Below are 15,906 nucleotides of genomic sequence, written 5' to 3'. Positions count from 1 at the left end.
GCGCCGTCGCGTTTCCGGGATGTTTCATTGCGTCAAGGTGACCGAAACCTCACGTGGAGGGGCACCCCGGCCCCGACCGGTGTGCCCCTCCACGGTGAGGGTCAGGCGCAGGCCTACGGCGTCACCTTGTTGCCGCCGAACGTCACGACGAGGGAGCCGTCCGCCGCGAACGACCAGTCCATCGCGCCGGCGTAGGCGGAACAGGCCGAACCGTTCGAGCCGGTCCAGAACTGGTTGGAGGCGTCCGCGTCGCCCACCGTCTTGTCGTTGGAACCGTCGCCGCTGCGGCACGAGACGTTGTCGCGGAACACCGAAGTGCCCTTGTCGAAGGAGAAGTTGCGCTCGGCGTTGTCGACGCTGACGTTGTCCGACACGCTCATCGAGCCCGGGTTGCTGTTGTAGGTGAACCCGTGGTGGCCGTTGTTGTAGGCGATGTTGCGCCGCACGACGTGGTCGACCTCGATGCCGTCGCCGCCCAGCTTGTAGCCGTTGCGGTCGCCGTCGGAGTTCACGGTCCCGTCGGAGAGGGTCCCGTTGTCGTAGGAGAGGGAGTCCTCGATGGTCACCGGGCCGATGGGACCGGTCTCCGACTTGGTGTAGAGGTCCCAGCCGTCGTCGATGTTGTTGTGGGACACGGTGTAGCGGAAGACGTTCCCGGGACCCGAGGTGAGCTTCGAGGCGAAGCCGTCGGCGTCCTCACCGTCCGAGTCGGCGTTGTCGTGCGACTCCGAGCTCAGGATGAGGTTGTCGGCGGGCCACTCGTCGTCCGGGGTGTCGGAGGCGATCCGCGAGATCTGCAGGCCCGAGTCGTGGTTGAAGCGCGTGATGACGTGCTCGATGACGTTGTTGCTGCCGCCGACGAAGATCCCGTTGTCACCGGCGTGCTCGACGACGATGCCGTCGATGTGCCAGTACGCGCCGTTCACTGCGAGCCCGCGGTTCGCCGGGTCCTCGCTCATGGCCGAGAAGTTCAGGACCGGGGTCTCGTCCGGGTAGGCGGCGAGCGTCGTGCGGGCACCCGAGGTGCCGTCGTTGCCCGGCGGGATGGTGACCGTCTCGGAGTACGCGTACGTCCCGCCGCGCAGGTAGATCGTCCCGCCCGGGCCGACGCGGCCGATCGCCGAGGAGAGCGTCGTCGGGTCCGACTCCGTGCCGGCCGCGTCGGCGGCTCCGTCCGGCGCCACGTACAGGGCGTCGGCGGCCACCGCGGCCACCGCGGCCGAGGTGCCGGCGGGGGCGCCGGCGGAGTACGTGGCCTGCGCCATGGTGGTGCCGGACAGTGCGAGGAGCGAGCCGGTGAGCAGGCCGACACACGCGAGGGCGGGCTTCTTCTTCTGCATCGTTCTCTCCAGATCGGGTCGGCGCCCGGTCGCCCGCGTGTTCGGATTTCTGAACAGCCCGTGCGGCGGGCCCCATAATGAGTGGGGGGCAAGCGCTTTCTCGGACCGTAAGCGCCTGTCGTGACCGCGTCAATAGACGTGTACGTGATTGGTATTCAGTAATATGAACAGCGGGTGCGTGGCTGTACCGGGCTCTCCGCGCGAGGTCGATGTCGGATTTCCGCCAGCCTTCCGGTCCCCGCGTGCCCGATGCTTGGACCATGCACACCGACACCGAGCGCTGCGTACGGGCCGTACAGTCGAAGGACGCCCGCTTCGACGGCTGGTTCTTCACCGCGGTCCTGACCACCCGGATCTACTGCCGACCCAGCTGCCCGGTCGTGCCGCCGAAAGTCCGGAACATGACCTTCTACCCCAGCGCCGCCGCGTGTCAGCAGGCCGGATTCCGGGCCTGCAAACGGTGCCGGCCCGACACCAGCCCCGGTTCCCCGGAGTGGAACGCCCGCGCGGACTCCGTAGCCCGGGCCATGCGCCTCATCCAGGACGGCGTCGTCGACCGGGAAGGTGTACCGGGCCTCGCCGCCCGCCTCGGATACTCCGCCCGGCAGGTCGAGCGCCAGCTCCTCGCCGAGCTCGGCGCGGGACCGCTCGCGCTGGCCAGATCGCAGCGTGCGCAGACCGCCCGGGTGCTCATCGAGACGACCGGACTCCCCATGGCCGAGGTCGCCTTCGCGGCCGGGTTCTCATCGATCCGTACGTTCAACGACACCGTGCGGGAGGTCTACGCGCTCACCCCGGGCGAGCTGCGCGCCCGGGCCGAACGCGGGGCCCGCACCCGGGGAACCCCGGGTGTCATCGCGCTCCGGCTCCCGTACCGTGCCCCGCTCAACCCCAGCAATCTCTTCGGGCACCTCGCCGCGACAGCCGTCCCCGGCGTCGAGGAGTGGCGCGACGGCGCCTACCGCCGCACGCTCGCCCTCCCGCACGGCCACGGCATCGTGGCGCTGTCCCCGCAGCCGGACCACATCGGCTGCCGGCTCTCCCTCACCGACCCACGGGACCTCACCCAGGCCATCAGCCGCTGCCGCAGACTCCTCGACCTGGACGCCGACCCGGTCGCCGTCGACGACCAGCTGCGCTCGGACCCGCTGCTCGCCCCGCTGGTCGACACCGCGCCGGGGCGCCGGGTGCCGCGTACGGTCGACGCCGCGGAATTCGCCGTACGAGCGGTCCTCGGCCAGCAGGTCTCCACCGCCGCCGCCCGCACCCACGCGGCCCGTCTGGCCGTCGCCCACGGGACCCCGGTCGAGGACCCCGAAGGCGGCCTGACCCATCTCTTCCCGGCCCCGGAAGCGCTGGCCGGGCTCGACCCCGAGACGCTGGCCCTGCCACGCAGCCGCCGCACCACGCTCACCACCCTGGTCGCCGCCCTGGCCGACGGATCCCTGAGCCTGGGTGAGGGCACCGACTGGGAGAGGGCCCGCGCGGAACTGGCCGCCCTGCCCGGCTTCGGGCCCTGGACCGTCGAGGTGATCGCGATGCGCGCCCTCGGCGACCCGGACGCCTTCCTCCCCACCGACCTCGGGATCCGCAGAGCGGCCGGGCACCTCGGCCTCCCGTCGACCCCTGCGGCCCTCACCGCCCGTGCCGCGCGGTGGCGGCCCTGGCGTGCCTACGCCGTGCAGTACCTGTGGACCGTCGACGACCATCCCATCAACCACCTGCCCGCCTGAGACCACCTGCCCGCCTGACCACCCGCACCCCGAAGGACGCACCATGACCACCGCACCCGTCGCGGCCCGGCAGCACACGGTCGCCGACAGCCCGTACGGGCCGCTCACCCTGGTCGCCACCGACGGCGTCCTGGCCGGCCTCTACATGACCGGGCAGCGGCACCGCCCGCCCGAGGAGACCTTCGGCGCCCCGGACCCCGGGCCCTTCGCCGAGACCGTCCGCCAGCTGGACGCCTACTTCGCCGGCGACCTCACGGAGTTCGACCTGCCGCTGCACCTGGACGGCACGCCCTTCCAGCGCAGCGTCTGGGCCGAGCTCCGGCGTATCCCGTACGGCGAGACGCGCTCCTACGGCGAACTCGCCGGACGCCTCGGCAAGCCGGGCGCCTCCCGCGCCGTGGGCCTCGCCAACGGCAAGAACCCGGTAGGCATCATCGTTCCCTGCCACCGTGTCATCGGAGCCTCCGGCGGTCTCACCGGCTACGGCGGCGGGCTGGAGCGCAAACAGCGGCTGCTCGCCTTCGAGCGGGGAACGGACGACGCCGTACCGGCGCTGTTCTGAGAGCCGGTACGGCGTGACGGGGGGATGCGTGGATCAGTGAGCCGGTACGGCGTGAGCGTGACGGGCGGGAGACGCGGGGATCAGACGAAGATCTCGGCCACCGCCCAGATCGCCAGCCCGAGCATGCACAGACCGCCGATGCGCTGCACCGTCTTCAGTGGCACCCGCTTGGCGATGAACCGCCCCGCCAGCAGCGCCAGCGCCGACACCGACATCAGGGCGACGGCCGACCCGATGGCCGTGGACCAGGCGCCGTTGCTCGCGGCGAGGTTCGCGGTGGTGATCTGGGTCAGGTCGCCCCACTCGCTGATGAACACCGCCATGAAGGCGGTCGTGTAGACGGGCCAGAAGCCGGTGACGGTCTTGATCTCCTCGTCCTCGTCGTCGTCCCCGCCGCCGCTGCGCAGCAGCATGAACGCGCCGAAGGCGAAGAGGGAGGCCGAGACCACCTTGACGATCCAGTCGGGCAGCAGACCGAGCAGTCCGCCCGCCCCGACCGCGATGGCGACGTGCACGATGAACGCGGAGGACGTACCGAACCAGACGTAGAGCGGGCGCATGCGGGTTCCCATGGCCAGCGAGGCGAACATCGTCTTGTCGGGGAGCTCCGCGAGGAAGATCAGCCCGAAGGCGGTGATGATCGCCAGGGGGTCGAGATGCATTCCGGGTGGCTTTCTGTGAGAGCCGGGCCCCGGGTCTTCCGCGAAGTGCCGCTCGGGCTTTTTCGGAGGACCACTCGGCCCGGCATGACCGCAGCACCCGCAGGACGCGGGCGTGTCATACCTGACCGAAGGTCTCGCCCGCCCGTAAGGATCTACGGGCCCGGCCACCGGGAACCCGGAGGTTCCAGTGTGTCGACGACCGGTTTGCGGGGCTACTCCCCTTCGCAGCCGTCAACACTACCTCACCCGAGCGGCGGGGGAGCGGCTCGGTACAGTCCTACGGTGATCAGCGACGACGTCCCCGGGAGTGCCCCCGCATGAGCCACCGACCGCGCAAGGCCGCCGCCGGTACCGGGCCGTCCCGGCCCACGGTGAGCGTCTGCCGTGGCTGCTGCTGCGGCACCCCGAAGATCCCGGGCGTGGACCACGCGGGCCAGCTCGCCCAGCTGCGCCAGGCCCTCGACGGATCCGCCACCGTGCGCGCGGTGGAGTGCCTGGACGCCTGCGAGCAGGGCAACGTCATCGTCGTACAGCCGTCCGCCGAGGGCCGCCGGGCGGGTGGCCGCCCCGTCTGGCTGGGGCTGGTCAACGATCCGCACGCGGTCGCCGACATCGCCACCTGGGCGGGCGAGGGCGGCCCCGGCCTCGCGGACCCGCCGGAGATCCTGGACCTGTACGCCTTCAGCCCCTCCCGCCGGATCCGGGCGGGGCTGGAGGGCGAGAACTCCTAGACCGGCCTCTCGCGCACGGCGGCTTCAACCCCGTACGGCCAGCCGTTCCAGCAGCGCGGGCAGCGCCGTTCCGATGGGCTCGCGGACCGTCTCCTCGGCCAGCTCGTCGTACGGGGTCGGCTCGGCGTTCACCACGATCAGCCGGGCCCCGTGCTCCACCGCGATCCCCGCCAGCGACGCCGCGGGCTGCACCTGGAGCGTCGTACCCACCGCGATGAACACCTGGCAGGCCTCGGTGATCGCCATCGCGTCGGCCAGCACCTGCGGATCCAGGCGCTCCCCGAACATCACCGTCGCCGACTTCAGGATTCCGCCGCAGACCGTGCACGGCGGGTCGGCCTCGCCCGCGTCGACCCGGGCCAGCGCGTCCGCCATCGCCGACCGGGCGTGGCACCGGGTGCAGACCACCTCGCGTGCCGTGCCGTGGAGTTCGAGGACCTTGCGGGCGGACAGCCCCGCCAGCTGGTGCAGTCCGTCGACGTTCTGCGTGATCACCCGGACCGGGGTGCCGGAACGCTCCAGGGCCGCCACCGCGCGATGGGCGGCGTTCGGCTCGGCGTTCCACGCGGCACTCGCGCGGCGCATCTGCCAGGAGCGGCGCCGGATCTCCGGATCGGCCATGTAGAAGTCGTACGTGACGAGCTTCTCCGCTTCCGGATCCTTGCGCCAGAGGCCCTGCGGACCGCGGTAGTCGGGGATGCCGGAGTCCGTGGAGATGCCGGCGCCGCTGAGGATCGCGACGAGAGTCATGGCCCCGAGCCTACGGACGGCACCCGGCGGCCGCGACGCTATTTCTGCAGGCCCGGGCTCACCCCGTGACCGGCGCGCCGTCCTCCAGCTCGGCCGCGCCCGCGCCGGAGTCCAGCACCTCCAGCGCCGCCCCGACACGCTGTGCGAGCCGGTCCGGCAGATGGGCGGCGAGGTCGGCGCGGTCCACCAGCCGCCAGGAGAGGAGCTCGTCCTCCTGGATCCGGATCGCGTCGAACTGCTCCTGCGCCAGCACCCCGCCGTCGTAGAGATAGGCGACGATCGGCGGCCGGCCCACGCCGCGCACCCAGTCGACCGCGAGCAGCCGGCCCGGAGCGAGGTCGAGGCCGATCTCCTCAGCCGTCTCGCGTCGCGCGCCCTGGCGCGGAGTCTCCCCCTCGTCCGACTCGACGGTGCGCCGGGCAGCGCCCAGCCCTCCCGGTAGTTCGGCTCGACGAGCAGGACCCGGCCCCGCCCGTCCCTGAAGAGGGTGGCGGCCCCGGCCAGTACACGGGGGAGGCCGGCGATGTAGGTCGCGTAGTCAGAGGTGGTCACGGAGGCAGCGTAGGGGCCCGGTACGCGGTTTCGGACAGCCATGGGCAGATCAGGGGTGGCCCGGATAGGGTCGGGGCGGCGCGACTGCCTGTTCGAAAGCAAGGGATGCAAGGTGACGGACGGAGCAGCGATGGAGACCGCCCACGTGCTCGTGGCGGCGGACAAGTTCAAGGGCTCGCTCACGGCCGTACAGGTCGCGGAGCGGGTGACGGCCGGGCTGCGGCGCGTCGTACCCGGGGTGCGGGTCGAGACCCTGCCCGTCGCGGACGGCGGGGACGGCACGGTCGCGGCGGCGGTGGCCGCCGGATTCGAGCGCCGCGAGGCGCGGGTGACCGGGCCGCTGGGCACCGAGGTCACGGCGGCGTACGCGGTGCGGGACACCACCGCCGTGGTGGAGATGGCCGAGGCCTCGGGCCTCCAGCACCTGCCCGCGGGGGAGTTCGCCCCGCTCACGGCGACCACGTACGGCTCGGGGGAACTGCTGGCGGCCGCGCTCGACGCGGGCGCCCGGACGATCGTGTTCGGCGTCGGCGGCAGTGCCACGAACGACGGCGGCGCGGGCATGCTCGCCGCGCTCGGCGCGCGCTTCCTGGACGGCGACGGCAAGCCCGTCGGCCCCGGCGGCGGCGCGCTCGCCGCGCTGGCCGAGGCCGACCTGTCGGGACTCGACCCCCGGCTCGCGGACGTCGACCTGATCCTGGCCAGCGACGTGGACAACCCGCTGACCGGCCCGAAGGGCGCCCCCGAGGTCTACGGGCGGCAGAAGGGCGCCACCGAGGACGACATCGCCGTCCTCGACGCGGCACTCGCCCACTACGCCTCCCTGCTGGGACCCGAGACCGCCGAGCTGCCCGGAGCGGGCGCCGCCGGAGGCATCGGCTACGGCGCACTGGTCGCGCTGGGCGCGCGCTTCCGCCCCGGCATCGAGGTCATGCTCGACGTCCTGGGCTTCGCCCCCGCGCTGGCCAGGGCCACGCTCGTCGTCACCGGTGAGGGCTCGCTCGACGAGCAGACCCTCCACGGCAAGGCCCCGGCGGGTGTCGCCGCCGCGGCACGCACCGCAGGTGTGGAGACCGTCGCCGTGTGCGGACGACTCGCCCTGCCGCCGGAGGCACTGACCGGTGCGGGCATCAGCCGGGCCTACGCCCTGACGGACCTGGAGCCGGACCCCGCCGTCTGCATGGCGCAGGCCGGACCCCTGCTGGAACGCGCGGCCGAGGCGATCGCCCGCGACTTCCTGTCCTGACGCACCGTCATGAGGGGGTGCCGGGGCGACCGGCACCCCCTCACGGCTGCGGCGCCGTCAGTCTGAACGCGTCCAGCGCCAGCATCATCTCGATCAGTTCACGAGGCCGCGTCAGCGACCGCGAGGTCAGCCGCTCCAGCCGCCGCAACCGGTTGAGCACCGTGTTGCGGTGGCAGTACAGCCGCCCCGCCGCGCGCCCCGCCGAACCCTCGCACTCCAGCCACGCCTCGAACGTCCGTACCAGAAGCGCCCGGTCCGCCGGGTCCAGCGCCAGCAACGGGCCGAAGACATCCGTGACCAGCCGGGCCGACAGCTCCGGCTGACTCGCCACCAGCGCCGCGGGCAGCCGCTCCTCCAGCCGTACGACCTCCGACGTGCCGGGCGGACAGGTCAGGAGCGCCACCTCGGCCAGCCGGCGAGCGGCCCCCAGCCCCGCCAGTCCTTCGGCCACCGGTCCGATCCCGCCGGGGCCGGGACACCACCGCGCCAGCAGCGCCGCAGCCGCCGCCGGATCCCGGTCACCCAGAGCGACGACGACCGTCTCCCGGTCACCCCTTCGCCGCCGGAAGAACCGCAGACCGTCCGCCTCCATCGCGACGGCCGCCGGCCCGCACCCGGCCGCCCCCAGCACCGCCACCACGTAACGGCCCCGCTCCGGCAGACCGAGACCGCTCGCCGCGCGCGCCGCGAGATCCGGCTCCGACCGGCCCTCCAGCAGGGCGTCGAGCAGTGCCCGGCCCCGCGCGTCACCGCGCCGCCGCATGTCCTCGCCCCGTTCCGCAGCCGACCCGCTCATGGCTGGTGACGATGCCACCGGCCGCACCCGGGACGACTGCGGATCACCCGCCTCTGTGCACGCGCACAACCGGGCCGTTCGAAGACTGGTCACCCGCAGCGATTGCGCCCGGGGCCGTGGACGCACGCCGCGCCCGCTGCTGGTCTGTGGCACCACAACGACCAGTCGGAAGGAGGAGGACGCATGGCAACGCTCGAGATCCGCGAACTGTCCGTGGGCTACGGCCCGGTACGGGCACTGCGCGACGTCTCCGTCGACGTGCCGGCCGGCGCGATCACCGCTGTACTCGGTGGCAACGGCGCCGGCAAGACCACGCTGCTGCGGGCCGTATCGCGGACCCTCGGCTTCCACCGCGGCACGGGCACGGGCACCATCCGCTTCGACGGCCGTCCCCTGGACGGGCTCCGCCCCGCCCAGGTGGTGGCGGCGGGAGTGATCCAGGTACCGGAGGGGCGGCAGGTGTTCGCCCGGATGACGGTGGCGGACAATCTGCGGGCGGGCGCACTCGGGGCACGCGGCGGGCGCAAGGCGGCGGCCGCGGCCCTCCGGCGCGTACACGAACTGTTCCCCGTGCTCGCCGACCGCGCGCACCAGCGGGCCGGGCTGCTGTCCGGCGGTGAGCAGCAGATGCTGGCGATGGGCCGGGCCCTGATGGCCGCGCCCCGCCTGCTGCTGCTCGACGAGCCGTCCCTCGGCCTCGCCCCGCTCATGGCGGCCAGGATCGCCGAGACGGTCCAGGAGATCAACGCGGGCGGCACCTCCGTCATGCTCGTCGAGCAGAACGCGGCCATCGCGCTGCGGCTCGCCTCCACGGCGTACGTCCTGGACGTCGGCGAGGTCGCGCTGGACGGCCCGGCCGGCGAACTCGCCGCCTCCGACGAGGTACGCCGTCGCTACCTCGGCGTCGTCGACGAGACCGCAGCCGAGGACGCGGCACAGGCCGAAGGCGTCACCCGCACCCTGAGCAGGTGGTCCGCGTGACGACCGCCCCGGCCCCTCTCACCGTGCGTGACGTGACCGTGCGCTTCGCCGGACTCACCGCCCTCGACGCGGTCTCCTTCACCGTCGAGCCGGGCAGCGTGCACGCCGTCATCGGGCCCAACGGCGCGGGCAAGTCCACCACGTTCAACGTGCTCTCCGGCGTCTACCGCGCCACCTCGGGCAGCGTGCACCTGGGCTCCACCGAACTCACAGGACTCGCCCCGCACACCATCGCCGGCCTCGGCGTCGCCCGCACCTTCCAGAACCTCGCCCTGCCGCCGCACGCCACCGTAGCCGAGAGCCTCATGCTCGGACGGCACCGGCTCACCCGCGCCGGGTTCGTGGCCGCCGGCCTGAGGCTGCCCTCTGCGACCCGCGAGGCACGGCGGCACCTCGAACGCGTAAGGGAGATAGCCGAGTTCATCGGACTGGACAAGGAACTCGACTTCCCCGCAGGCGCCCTCCCGTACGGGAAGCAGAAGCTCGTCGAGCTCGGCCGCGCCCTCTGCATGGAGCCCGAGGTCCTCCTCCTGGACGAGCCCATCGCCGGCATGACCGCCGAGGAACGCCGGCGCACCGCCGCCGTCGTCGCCGGAGTGCGCGACAGCCTCGGCATCTCGATCGTCATGGTCGAACACGACATGGGGGTGGTGATGCGGCTCGCGGACGCGGTGACCGTACTCGACTTCGGACGCAGGATCGCGGGTGGCACGCCCGCCGAGGTGCAGAACGACCCGGCCGTCGTGCAGGCCTACCTGGGGGCACAGGAATGACCACCTTCATCGAACTCCTCCTCGGCGGCCTGTCCATCGGCTCGGTCTACGCACTGATCGCCCTGGGCTTCGTCGTCATCTTCAAGGCGACCGAGGTCGTCAACTTCGCCCATGCCTCGCTGCTCCTGGCAGGCGGTTACGTCACCGCCGTACTCCACGACGACATCGGATTCTGGCCGGCGCTCGCCGTCGGGATCGCGGGCGCGGCCGTCGTCGGTTCGGCGGTCGAGTTCTTCGTCATGCGCCGCTACCGGGGGAGCGACCAGAGCGTCCTGGCCATCGTCACCATCGGCGTCGACATCCTCCTCACCACCGAACTCACCCGCCGCATGGGCACGGACGTGCTGTCGCTCGGCGACCCGTGGGGCGACGACGTCGTCACCATCGGGGGCGTCACCCTCGCCGAGACCCGCATCGCGGCGTTCCTCGTCGCGGGGCTGCTCATCACGGTGTTCCTGCTCGCCTTCCGCTTCACCTCGTGGGGCGTCTCCATGCGGGCCGCCGCCGAGAACCCGCAGACCGCCGCCCTGATGGGCATCCGGCTCGGCCGGGTCTCCCTCTCCGCCTGGGCCGTCGCGGGAGCACTCGCCGCCGTCGCCGCGCTCTTCCTGACCGTGTTCCCGACCCCCGGCCTGGAACGGGCCACCTCGCTCGCCGCGCTCAAGGCGTTCCCCGCCGCGATCCTCGGCGGTCTCGACTCGACGACCGGGGCGCTCGTCGGGGGACTCGTCGTCGGAGTCACCGAGTCACTCGCCACCGGCTACCAGAGCGACCTCTCCTTCCTCGGACGAGGCATCGGCGATCTCGCGCCCTACCTGGTGATGGTGGTCGTCCTGCTCGTCCGGCCGGCGGGCCTCTTCGGTACGAAGGAGCTGTCCCGTGTCTGAAGCCGTCAAGGACGCCCCGGGGGCCGCCCCCGCCGCCCCCGCCGCCGGAACGCCGTTCGCCGGAAGGCTGCGCCGGCCCGTCCCCTACCTCTGGCTCACCGGCTCGGTGCTGCTCCTCCTCTTCCCGTTCTACCTGGACCGGTTCTGGCTCCAGGCCGGACTGTTCGCGATGGCCGCCGCGATCGGGGCGATCGGGCTCAACCTCCTCACCGGCTCCACCGGCCAGCTCTCCATGGGCCACGCCTTCTTCCTCGCGGTCGGCGCCTACGGCTACTGCATCCTGGCGGGGGAGAGCAGCACGGAGAACGGCCACGCCCTCACCGGCCTCGGCCTGCCCACCTGGCTCGCGGCCGTCCTGGCCGTGCTCCTGGCGGGCGCCGCGGGCGGGCTCTTCAGCCCCATCGCGGGGCGGCTGAGCGGCGCCTACCTCGGTATCGCCACGCTCGCGCTGATCTTCATCGGCCAGCACGTGCTGTTCAACGCGGACTCGCTCACCGGCGGTTTCAACGGCCGCCCGGTGCCGCCCCTCTCGCTCTTCGGGTTCACCTTCGACGACGCCGAGGTGGTCGTCGCCGCCGTGCCCTTCCAGTCCTCCGAGAAGCTCTGGTACCTCGGACTGGCAGCCCTGCTGGCCGGCGGGCTCTTCGCCCGCGGAGTGCTGCGCGGCAGGCCGGGCCGGGCCCTCAACGCCATCCGGGACCACCGGATCGCCGCAGGCGTGATGGGGGTGCCGGTGGCCAGGTACCGGGCCGGTGTCTTCGTCCTGTCCTCGATGTACGCGGGCCTCGCGGGCGTCCTGCTCGCGCTGGTCTTCCAGCGGACCGTGCCCGAGTACTTCGGCATGATCCTTTCCCTCGAATACCTCGCCATGATCGTCATCGGCGGGCTGGGCAGCGTCGCGGGAGCCGTCATCGGCGCCGCGTTCGTGTCGCTGCTCCCGCAGGTGCTCACCCACTACAGCGACTCCCTCCCCCTGGTGTCCGCCCCTGGTACGGGCGGCATCGCACCGGGTGAGGCGTCCCGCTATCTGTACGGCGCCGCGGTCGTCGCGGTCGTCCTGTTCCTGCCCGGCGGCCTTGCACGTCTGAAGAATCCAGGGGAGAAGAAGAAATGAAGCTACGTGTTGTCGGAGCCGTCGTCGCGGCTCTCACCCTCACCCTCGCGGGATGCAGCGAGAAGGCGAAGTCGTCGGACGACGGCGCCGCGGACACCAACGGTGTGAAGACCGGGGAGGGCGTCACCGACTCGAAGATCACGCTCGGGGCCCTGACCGACATGACCGGGGTGTACGCCTCGCTCGGCAAGAGCGTCACCCAGGCCCAGCAGCTGTGGGTGAAGGAGACCAACAAGGCCGGCGGAATCTGCGACCGGCAGATCGAACTGACCGTCCGCGACCACGGCTACGACCCGCAGAAGGCGATCGGCGCCTACACCGAGCTGGAACCGGACGTGCTGGGCTTCACCCAGTTCATCGGCTCCCCGTTCGTCGCCGCCGTCGAGTCCCGGATCGACGGCCAGGACAAGGGCATCGTGCTGCCGCAGGCGTGGTCGGCGAGCCTGGTCGGATCCAAGTACGTCCGCGTCATCGGTGCCACGTACGACGTGGAGACGATCAACCTGATCGACTTCCTGCTGGACGAGAAGCGCATCGCCAAGGGCGACAAGATCGGGCACGTCTACTTCGAGGGCGACTACGGCGAGAACGCCCTGGCCGGCTCCAAGCACGCGGCGAAGGAGGCGGGCCTCACCGTCGTCGAGCAGAAGATCAAGCCGACCGACAACGACATGACCGCCCAGGTCTCCGCGCTCAAGCAGGCCGGGGTGAAGGCGGTCGTCATCAGCGCGGGTCCGCGCCAGGCGGCCTCCCTGGTCGGCGTTGCCGCGGCCACCGGATTCAAGGTCCCGGTCGTCGGCAACAACTCGGCGTACGCCCCGCAGCTCCTGGCTACCCAGGCGGGCGCGGCCCTGCAGAAGGACTACTACATCGGCGCCTCCACCCTGCCCATCGGTGACGCGGCGGAGGGCCCGGCGAAGCTCGCCGAGGCGTACGCGGCCCAGTACCCCAAGGACGGCCTCGACAACGGCGTCATCGCCGGGTACAACGCGGCGGCCGTGTTCGGCGAGGCACTGAAGAAGGCCTGCGCGTCCAAGGACCTCACCCGTGAGGGTGTCGACAAGGCCCTGCTCACCATCAAGGACTTCGGCGCCGACTTCGGGATCTCGCACGACTTCACCGACCCGGCGGCGCCCTCCACCCGGCAGACCGTCGTCATGAAGCCGGACGCCAAGGCCCCCGGCGGCCTCAAGGTGGTCCGCACGGCCGAGGTGGCTCCCGCCGCCGAGTCCTTCTCGCTCAAGCCCTGACCCTCCCCGCGCAGCGACGGGCCCGGCCGCGGAGGCCGGGCCCGTCCGTGCGCGGTCAGTGGGTGTAGGCCTCCAGTTCGGACAGCTGGCCGGCGGGCCATCCGGTGTTCGCGGTGAACGTCAGCCGCAGATACCGGACCGGGGTCCCGGTGAGCGTCACCGTCGCGGTGTTACCGCTCGCCGGGTCGAAGGTGTAGCCCGCGGGCGCCTTCAGCGTGCTGTAGGCGGAGTTGTCGGTGCTGCCCGTGACGCCGACCGTCTGGGTGCGTTTCGCCCAGGCGGCGGCCGGGGGAAGCTTCAGCACCAGCCGCTTCACGGCCTTCGCGGCACCGAGGTCCACGGTGACGGACTGCGGGAAGGCGTTGTTGCGGCTCTCCCAGTAGCTGCCCGCGTTGCCGTCCACCACGTTGCCGGCGCCGTACACATCGGCGTGGCTCGTCTCGGTGACGGTCCTGCCCTGAGCGAGGTTGCCCGTCTCCTCGGGCGGGTCCGTGGGGTCGGTGGGGTCGGTCGGGTCCGTGGGATCGGTCGGGCCGGTGGGCCCGCCGCCCGGGACCCCGCCGTTGGTCCACACCGGGTCCGGCCAGACACCCGTGCAGGCGGGCGGGTCCGCGTACCAGCCGGAGTTGCCCGCGCCCCGGGTGATCTGGAAGCCGCTGCCCACGCAGTTGTGGATCGGGTTGGACTGGGCGATGTGGGTGGCGACGACCTTGTTGAAGGACGCCGTGCCCGGGGCCTGGATCTGGAGGGCGTACGTACCGGCGCCGTCGATCTTGATGTTGTCGAAGTGCAGCCCGTTGCTCGCGCCCTCGATCAGGTGGATCGCGGCGTAGGAGCTGTCCAGGATCTCGCTGTCGGTGATGTTGATCGTGGCACCGCTGATCGGTTCGTTGAGCCCGCTGAACCAGATCGCGCCGACCCCGAAGCGCCAGTTGAAGTCGTTGTTCCCGGTCCGGATCAGGGTGTTGCGGGCAGCGGTGTGCGTACCCGAAACAGCCGTTCCCTGACCCGAGTTGACGCCCGGGTAGCGGTTGGCGATGTGCAGCCCGCCGCCGTTGGTGACGGTGTCCGACATGACGTTGTCGGAGATCGTGATGTCCTTGCCGCCGTACGTGACGATGTTGTTGGCGAGGATCGGCAGGATCACCGTGTTGAAGGTGAACTTGTTCTTCACGTTCGGGACGTTCTCCGCCCACATGGCCAGGCCGTCGTCCCCGGTGTTGCGGACGAAGGTGTTGGTCACCGTGGAGTTCGTGACGCCGTAGTGGAAGTTCACCCCGTCGGCGGTCTGGTCCAGGATCCGGCTGTTCCGGATGGTGAAGTCGTCCATCGGGCCGTCCATCCAGGCACCGCACTTGGTGTGCTGCATCCAGACGTTGTCGACCACCGAGTGCGACATGGCCCCGCCGATGGCGTTGACCTGATCGTTGTCCACCCGCTCACGGATGTCGCCGATGATGGCGAAGTCCTTGAGGGTGACGTCGCTGCTGCCGCCCTGCGCCGCGTACTTCCCGTAGACGCCGACCGCCTTGCTGCGGTCCGTGGGGTGGCGCCCGGTGAGCACGCTGTACCAGGGCCCGGCGCCGCGCAGGGTCACCTTGTCGACGACGATGTGGTCCTGGACCTTGAACGTGCCCTGCGGGATGTACACCTCCTTGCCCTGGGTGCGGCCCGCGTCGACCGCAGCCTGGATCTTCGCGGTGGAGTCCGCGGCACCCGTCGGGTCGGCGCCGAAGTCGCCCACCACGTCCAGCGCCCCGGACGGCTTGCCGACCGGGGCACCGACCTGCTCGAAGTCGGCCAGGTCGATGGTGAACGACGGTGAGTCGGCGGTGGAGGTCACCTGCAGCCGGACCTTCGTGCCGGCCGCCAGGGTCGACCCGAACAGGGTCCGGGTCTCGTCGTAGAAGTGGTGCGGGTTGCTGTCACCCGGGTTGTTGTTGAACGGGTAACCCCCGTAGTACCAGCCGTACTTCGAGGTCACCGGCACGCTCTTGAGCGAGGCGCCGCCGACCCGCAGGTCGAGCGAGGCGTCCCGGCCCGTCCCCGCCGCGTTGTCCGGCAGCGAGTAGCGGAAGGTCATGGCGTTCGCCGGGGCGGTGAGCGTGAACTCGACGTACTCACCGACGGCGTCGAGGGTCACCGCCTGACGGCCCGACGCCTCGGAGGGCAGGGCGCCGTACAGGCGGTCGGGGCCGATCAGGGCGCCGTTGGTGGCGGCGTACTCGGCTTCCTGTTCCTTGAACGGGACGGTGGCGCCCCGGCCGGATATCCCGACCGGCGACGGTGCGGGGACCGCGGCGGCCTGCGCGGGTGGAGCGCCGGCCAGTACCACCGCCGCCGCGGTGCCCGCGGCGACGAGTGCGAGGGAGAGGGAGGCGGACAGGGAGCGTCTGAGCAGACGTGGTCCAGCGAGTGGTGGGGTCACGTGTGGGTCGTCCTTGCGGCTCGAGGGGCTCTGTGGACGTCCCACAGGCTAGGAGCACCGACGTAAAGAAGTCCACGGTGCTGCGCAAGATTTCGAGTGCA

At 71.7% G+C, this 15,906-nt stretch carries 14 protein-coding genes and 1 pseudogene; 9 read left to right on the top strand and 6 right to left on the bottom strand.

Going from position 1 to position 15,906, the window contains the following annotated elements:
* Positions 1–113: 113 nt before the first annotated feature.
* On the bottom strand, positions 114–1,340 hold the full coding sequence (locus ACIRD8_RS10990) for a right-handed parallel beta-helix repeat-containing protein (protein ID WP_403988946.1): 1,227 nt from the start codon (positions 1,338–1,340) through the stop codon (positions 114–116).
* 260 nt (positions 1,341–1,600) lie between these two features.
* Between ACIRD8_RS10990 and ACIRD8_RS10985 the strand changes: the two genes are divergently transcribed.
* Positions 1,601–3,073, top strand: a complete 1,473-nt coding sequence (locus ACIRD8_RS10985; protein WP_403988944.1) for an AlkA N-terminal domain-containing protein — start codon at positions 1,601–1,603, stop codon at positions 3,071–3,073.
* Positions 3,074–3,116: 43 nt separating this feature from the next.
* A complete protein-coding gene (locus ACIRD8_RS10980; protein WP_403988942.1) occupies positions 3,117–3,635 on the top strand; it encodes a methylated-DNA--[protein]-cysteine S-methyltransferase in 519 nt (172 codons plus the stop codon).
* Between the two features lie 80 nt (positions 3,636–3,715).
* Here ACIRD8_RS10980 and ACIRD8_RS10975 read toward each other — a convergent pair whose 3' ends face one another.
* Positions 3,716–4,297, bottom strand: a complete 582-nt coding sequence (locus tag ACIRD8_RS10975; protein ID WP_403988940.1) for a TMEM165/GDT1 family protein — start codon at positions 4,295–4,297, stop codon at positions 3,716–3,718.
* A 317-nt stretch (positions 4,298–4,614) separates the two neighbouring features.
* Between ACIRD8_RS10975 and ACIRD8_RS10970 the strand changes: the two genes are divergently transcribed.
* Positions 4,615–5,028: a (2Fe-2S) ferredoxin domain-containing protein gene (locus tag ACIRD8_RS10970; RefSeq protein WP_403988938.1), complete on the top strand. Its 414-nt coding sequence runs from the start codon at positions 4,615–4,617 to the stop codon at positions 5,026–5,028.
* Positions 5,029–5,052: 24 nt separating this feature from the next.
* Here ACIRD8_RS10970 and ACIRD8_RS10965 read toward each other — a convergent pair whose 3' ends face one another.
* Positions 5,053–5,778 carry an SIR2 family NAD-dependent protein deacylase gene (locus tag ACIRD8_RS10965; protein WP_403988935.1) on the bottom strand — a complete coding sequence of 242 codons (726 nt, stop codon included), beginning with the start codon at positions 5,776–5,778 and terminating at the stop codon, positions 5,053–5,055.
* Positions 5,779–5,836: 58 nt separating this feature from the next.
* Positions 5,837–6,330: pseudogene (locus tag ACIRD8_RS10960) on the bottom strand (NUDIX domain-containing protein).
* A 130-nt stretch (positions 6,331–6,460) separates the two neighbouring features.
* Here ACIRD8_RS10960 and ACIRD8_RS10955 point away from each other — a divergent pair.
* Entirely contained in the window at positions 6,461–7,576 is a 1,116-nt protein-coding gene (locus ACIRD8_RS10955) for a glycerate kinase (RefSeq protein ID WP_403989650.1), read from the top strand.
* Positions 7,577–7,616: 40 nt separating this feature from the next.
* Here ACIRD8_RS10955 and ACIRD8_RS10950 read toward each other — a convergent pair whose 3' ends face one another.
* The gene (locus tag ACIRD8_RS10950) at positions 7,617–8,372 is read right to left on the bottom strand and encodes a PucR family transcriptional regulator (RefSeq protein ID WP_403988933.1); all 756 of its coding nucleotides are present in this window, start codon (positions 8,370–8,372) and stop codon (positions 7,617–7,619) included.
* A 183-nt stretch (positions 8,373–8,555) separates the two neighbouring features.
* On the opposite strand from ACIRD8_RS10950, the gene ACIRD8_RS10945 reads away from it, so the two are divergent.
* Genes ACIRD8_RS10945 through ACIRD8_RS10925 form a run of 5 tightly spaced genes read left to right on the top strand, consistent with a single transcriptional unit; the run spans position 8,556 to position 13,377 of the window.
* Positions 8,556–9,353, top strand: coding sequence for an ABC transporter ATP-binding protein (locus ACIRD8_RS10945; protein WP_403988931.1), 798 nt, complete (start codon positions 8,556–8,558; stop codon positions 9,351–9,353).
* Positions 9,341–10,126, top strand: a complete 786-nt coding sequence (locus ACIRD8_RS10940) for an ABC transporter ATP-binding protein (RefSeq protein WP_382986323.1) — start codon at positions 9,341–9,343, stop codon at positions 10,124–10,126. Before ACIRD8_RS10945 ends, ACIRD8_RS10940 begins: the two co-directional genes overlap by 13 nt.
* Positions 10,123–11,013 carry a branched-chain amino acid ABC transporter permease gene (locus ACIRD8_RS10935; protein WP_124275668.1) on the top strand — a complete coding sequence of 297 codons (891 nt, stop codon included), beginning with the start codon at positions 10,123–10,125 and terminating at the stop codon, positions 11,011–11,013. Before ACIRD8_RS10940 ends, ACIRD8_RS10935 begins: the two co-directional genes overlap by 4 nt.
* Positions 11,006–12,127, top strand: a complete 1,122-nt coding sequence (locus ACIRD8_RS10930; RefSeq protein ID WP_403988929.1) for a branched-chain amino acid ABC transporter permease — start codon at positions 11,006–11,008, stop codon at positions 12,125–12,127. Before ACIRD8_RS10935 ends, ACIRD8_RS10930 begins: the two co-directional genes overlap by 8 nt.
* Positions 12,124–13,377, top strand: coding sequence for an ABC transporter substrate-binding protein (locus ACIRD8_RS10925; protein WP_403988927.1), 1,254 nt, complete (start codon positions 12,124–12,126; stop codon positions 13,375–13,377). Before ACIRD8_RS10930 ends, ACIRD8_RS10925 begins: the two co-directional genes overlap by 4 nt.
* A 55-nt stretch (positions 13,378–13,432) precedes the next feature.
* Here ACIRD8_RS10925 and ACIRD8_RS10920 read toward each other — a convergent pair whose 3' ends face one another.
* Positions 13,433–15,805, bottom strand: a complete 2,373-nt coding sequence (locus ACIRD8_RS10920) for a discoidin domain-containing protein (protein WP_403988925.1) — start codon at positions 15,803–15,805, stop codon at positions 13,433–13,435.
* Positions 15,806–15,906 lie beyond the last annotated feature (101 nt).

Source organism: Streptomyces sp. NPDC102451 (genome assembly GCF_044765485.1).
Lineage (GTDB): Bacteria > Actinomycetota > Actinomycetes > Streptomycetales > Streptomycetaceae > Streptomyces.
The sequence above is the reverse complement of the archived record's forward strand: the minus strand, read 5'-3'. Positions and strand labels throughout refer to the sequence as shown.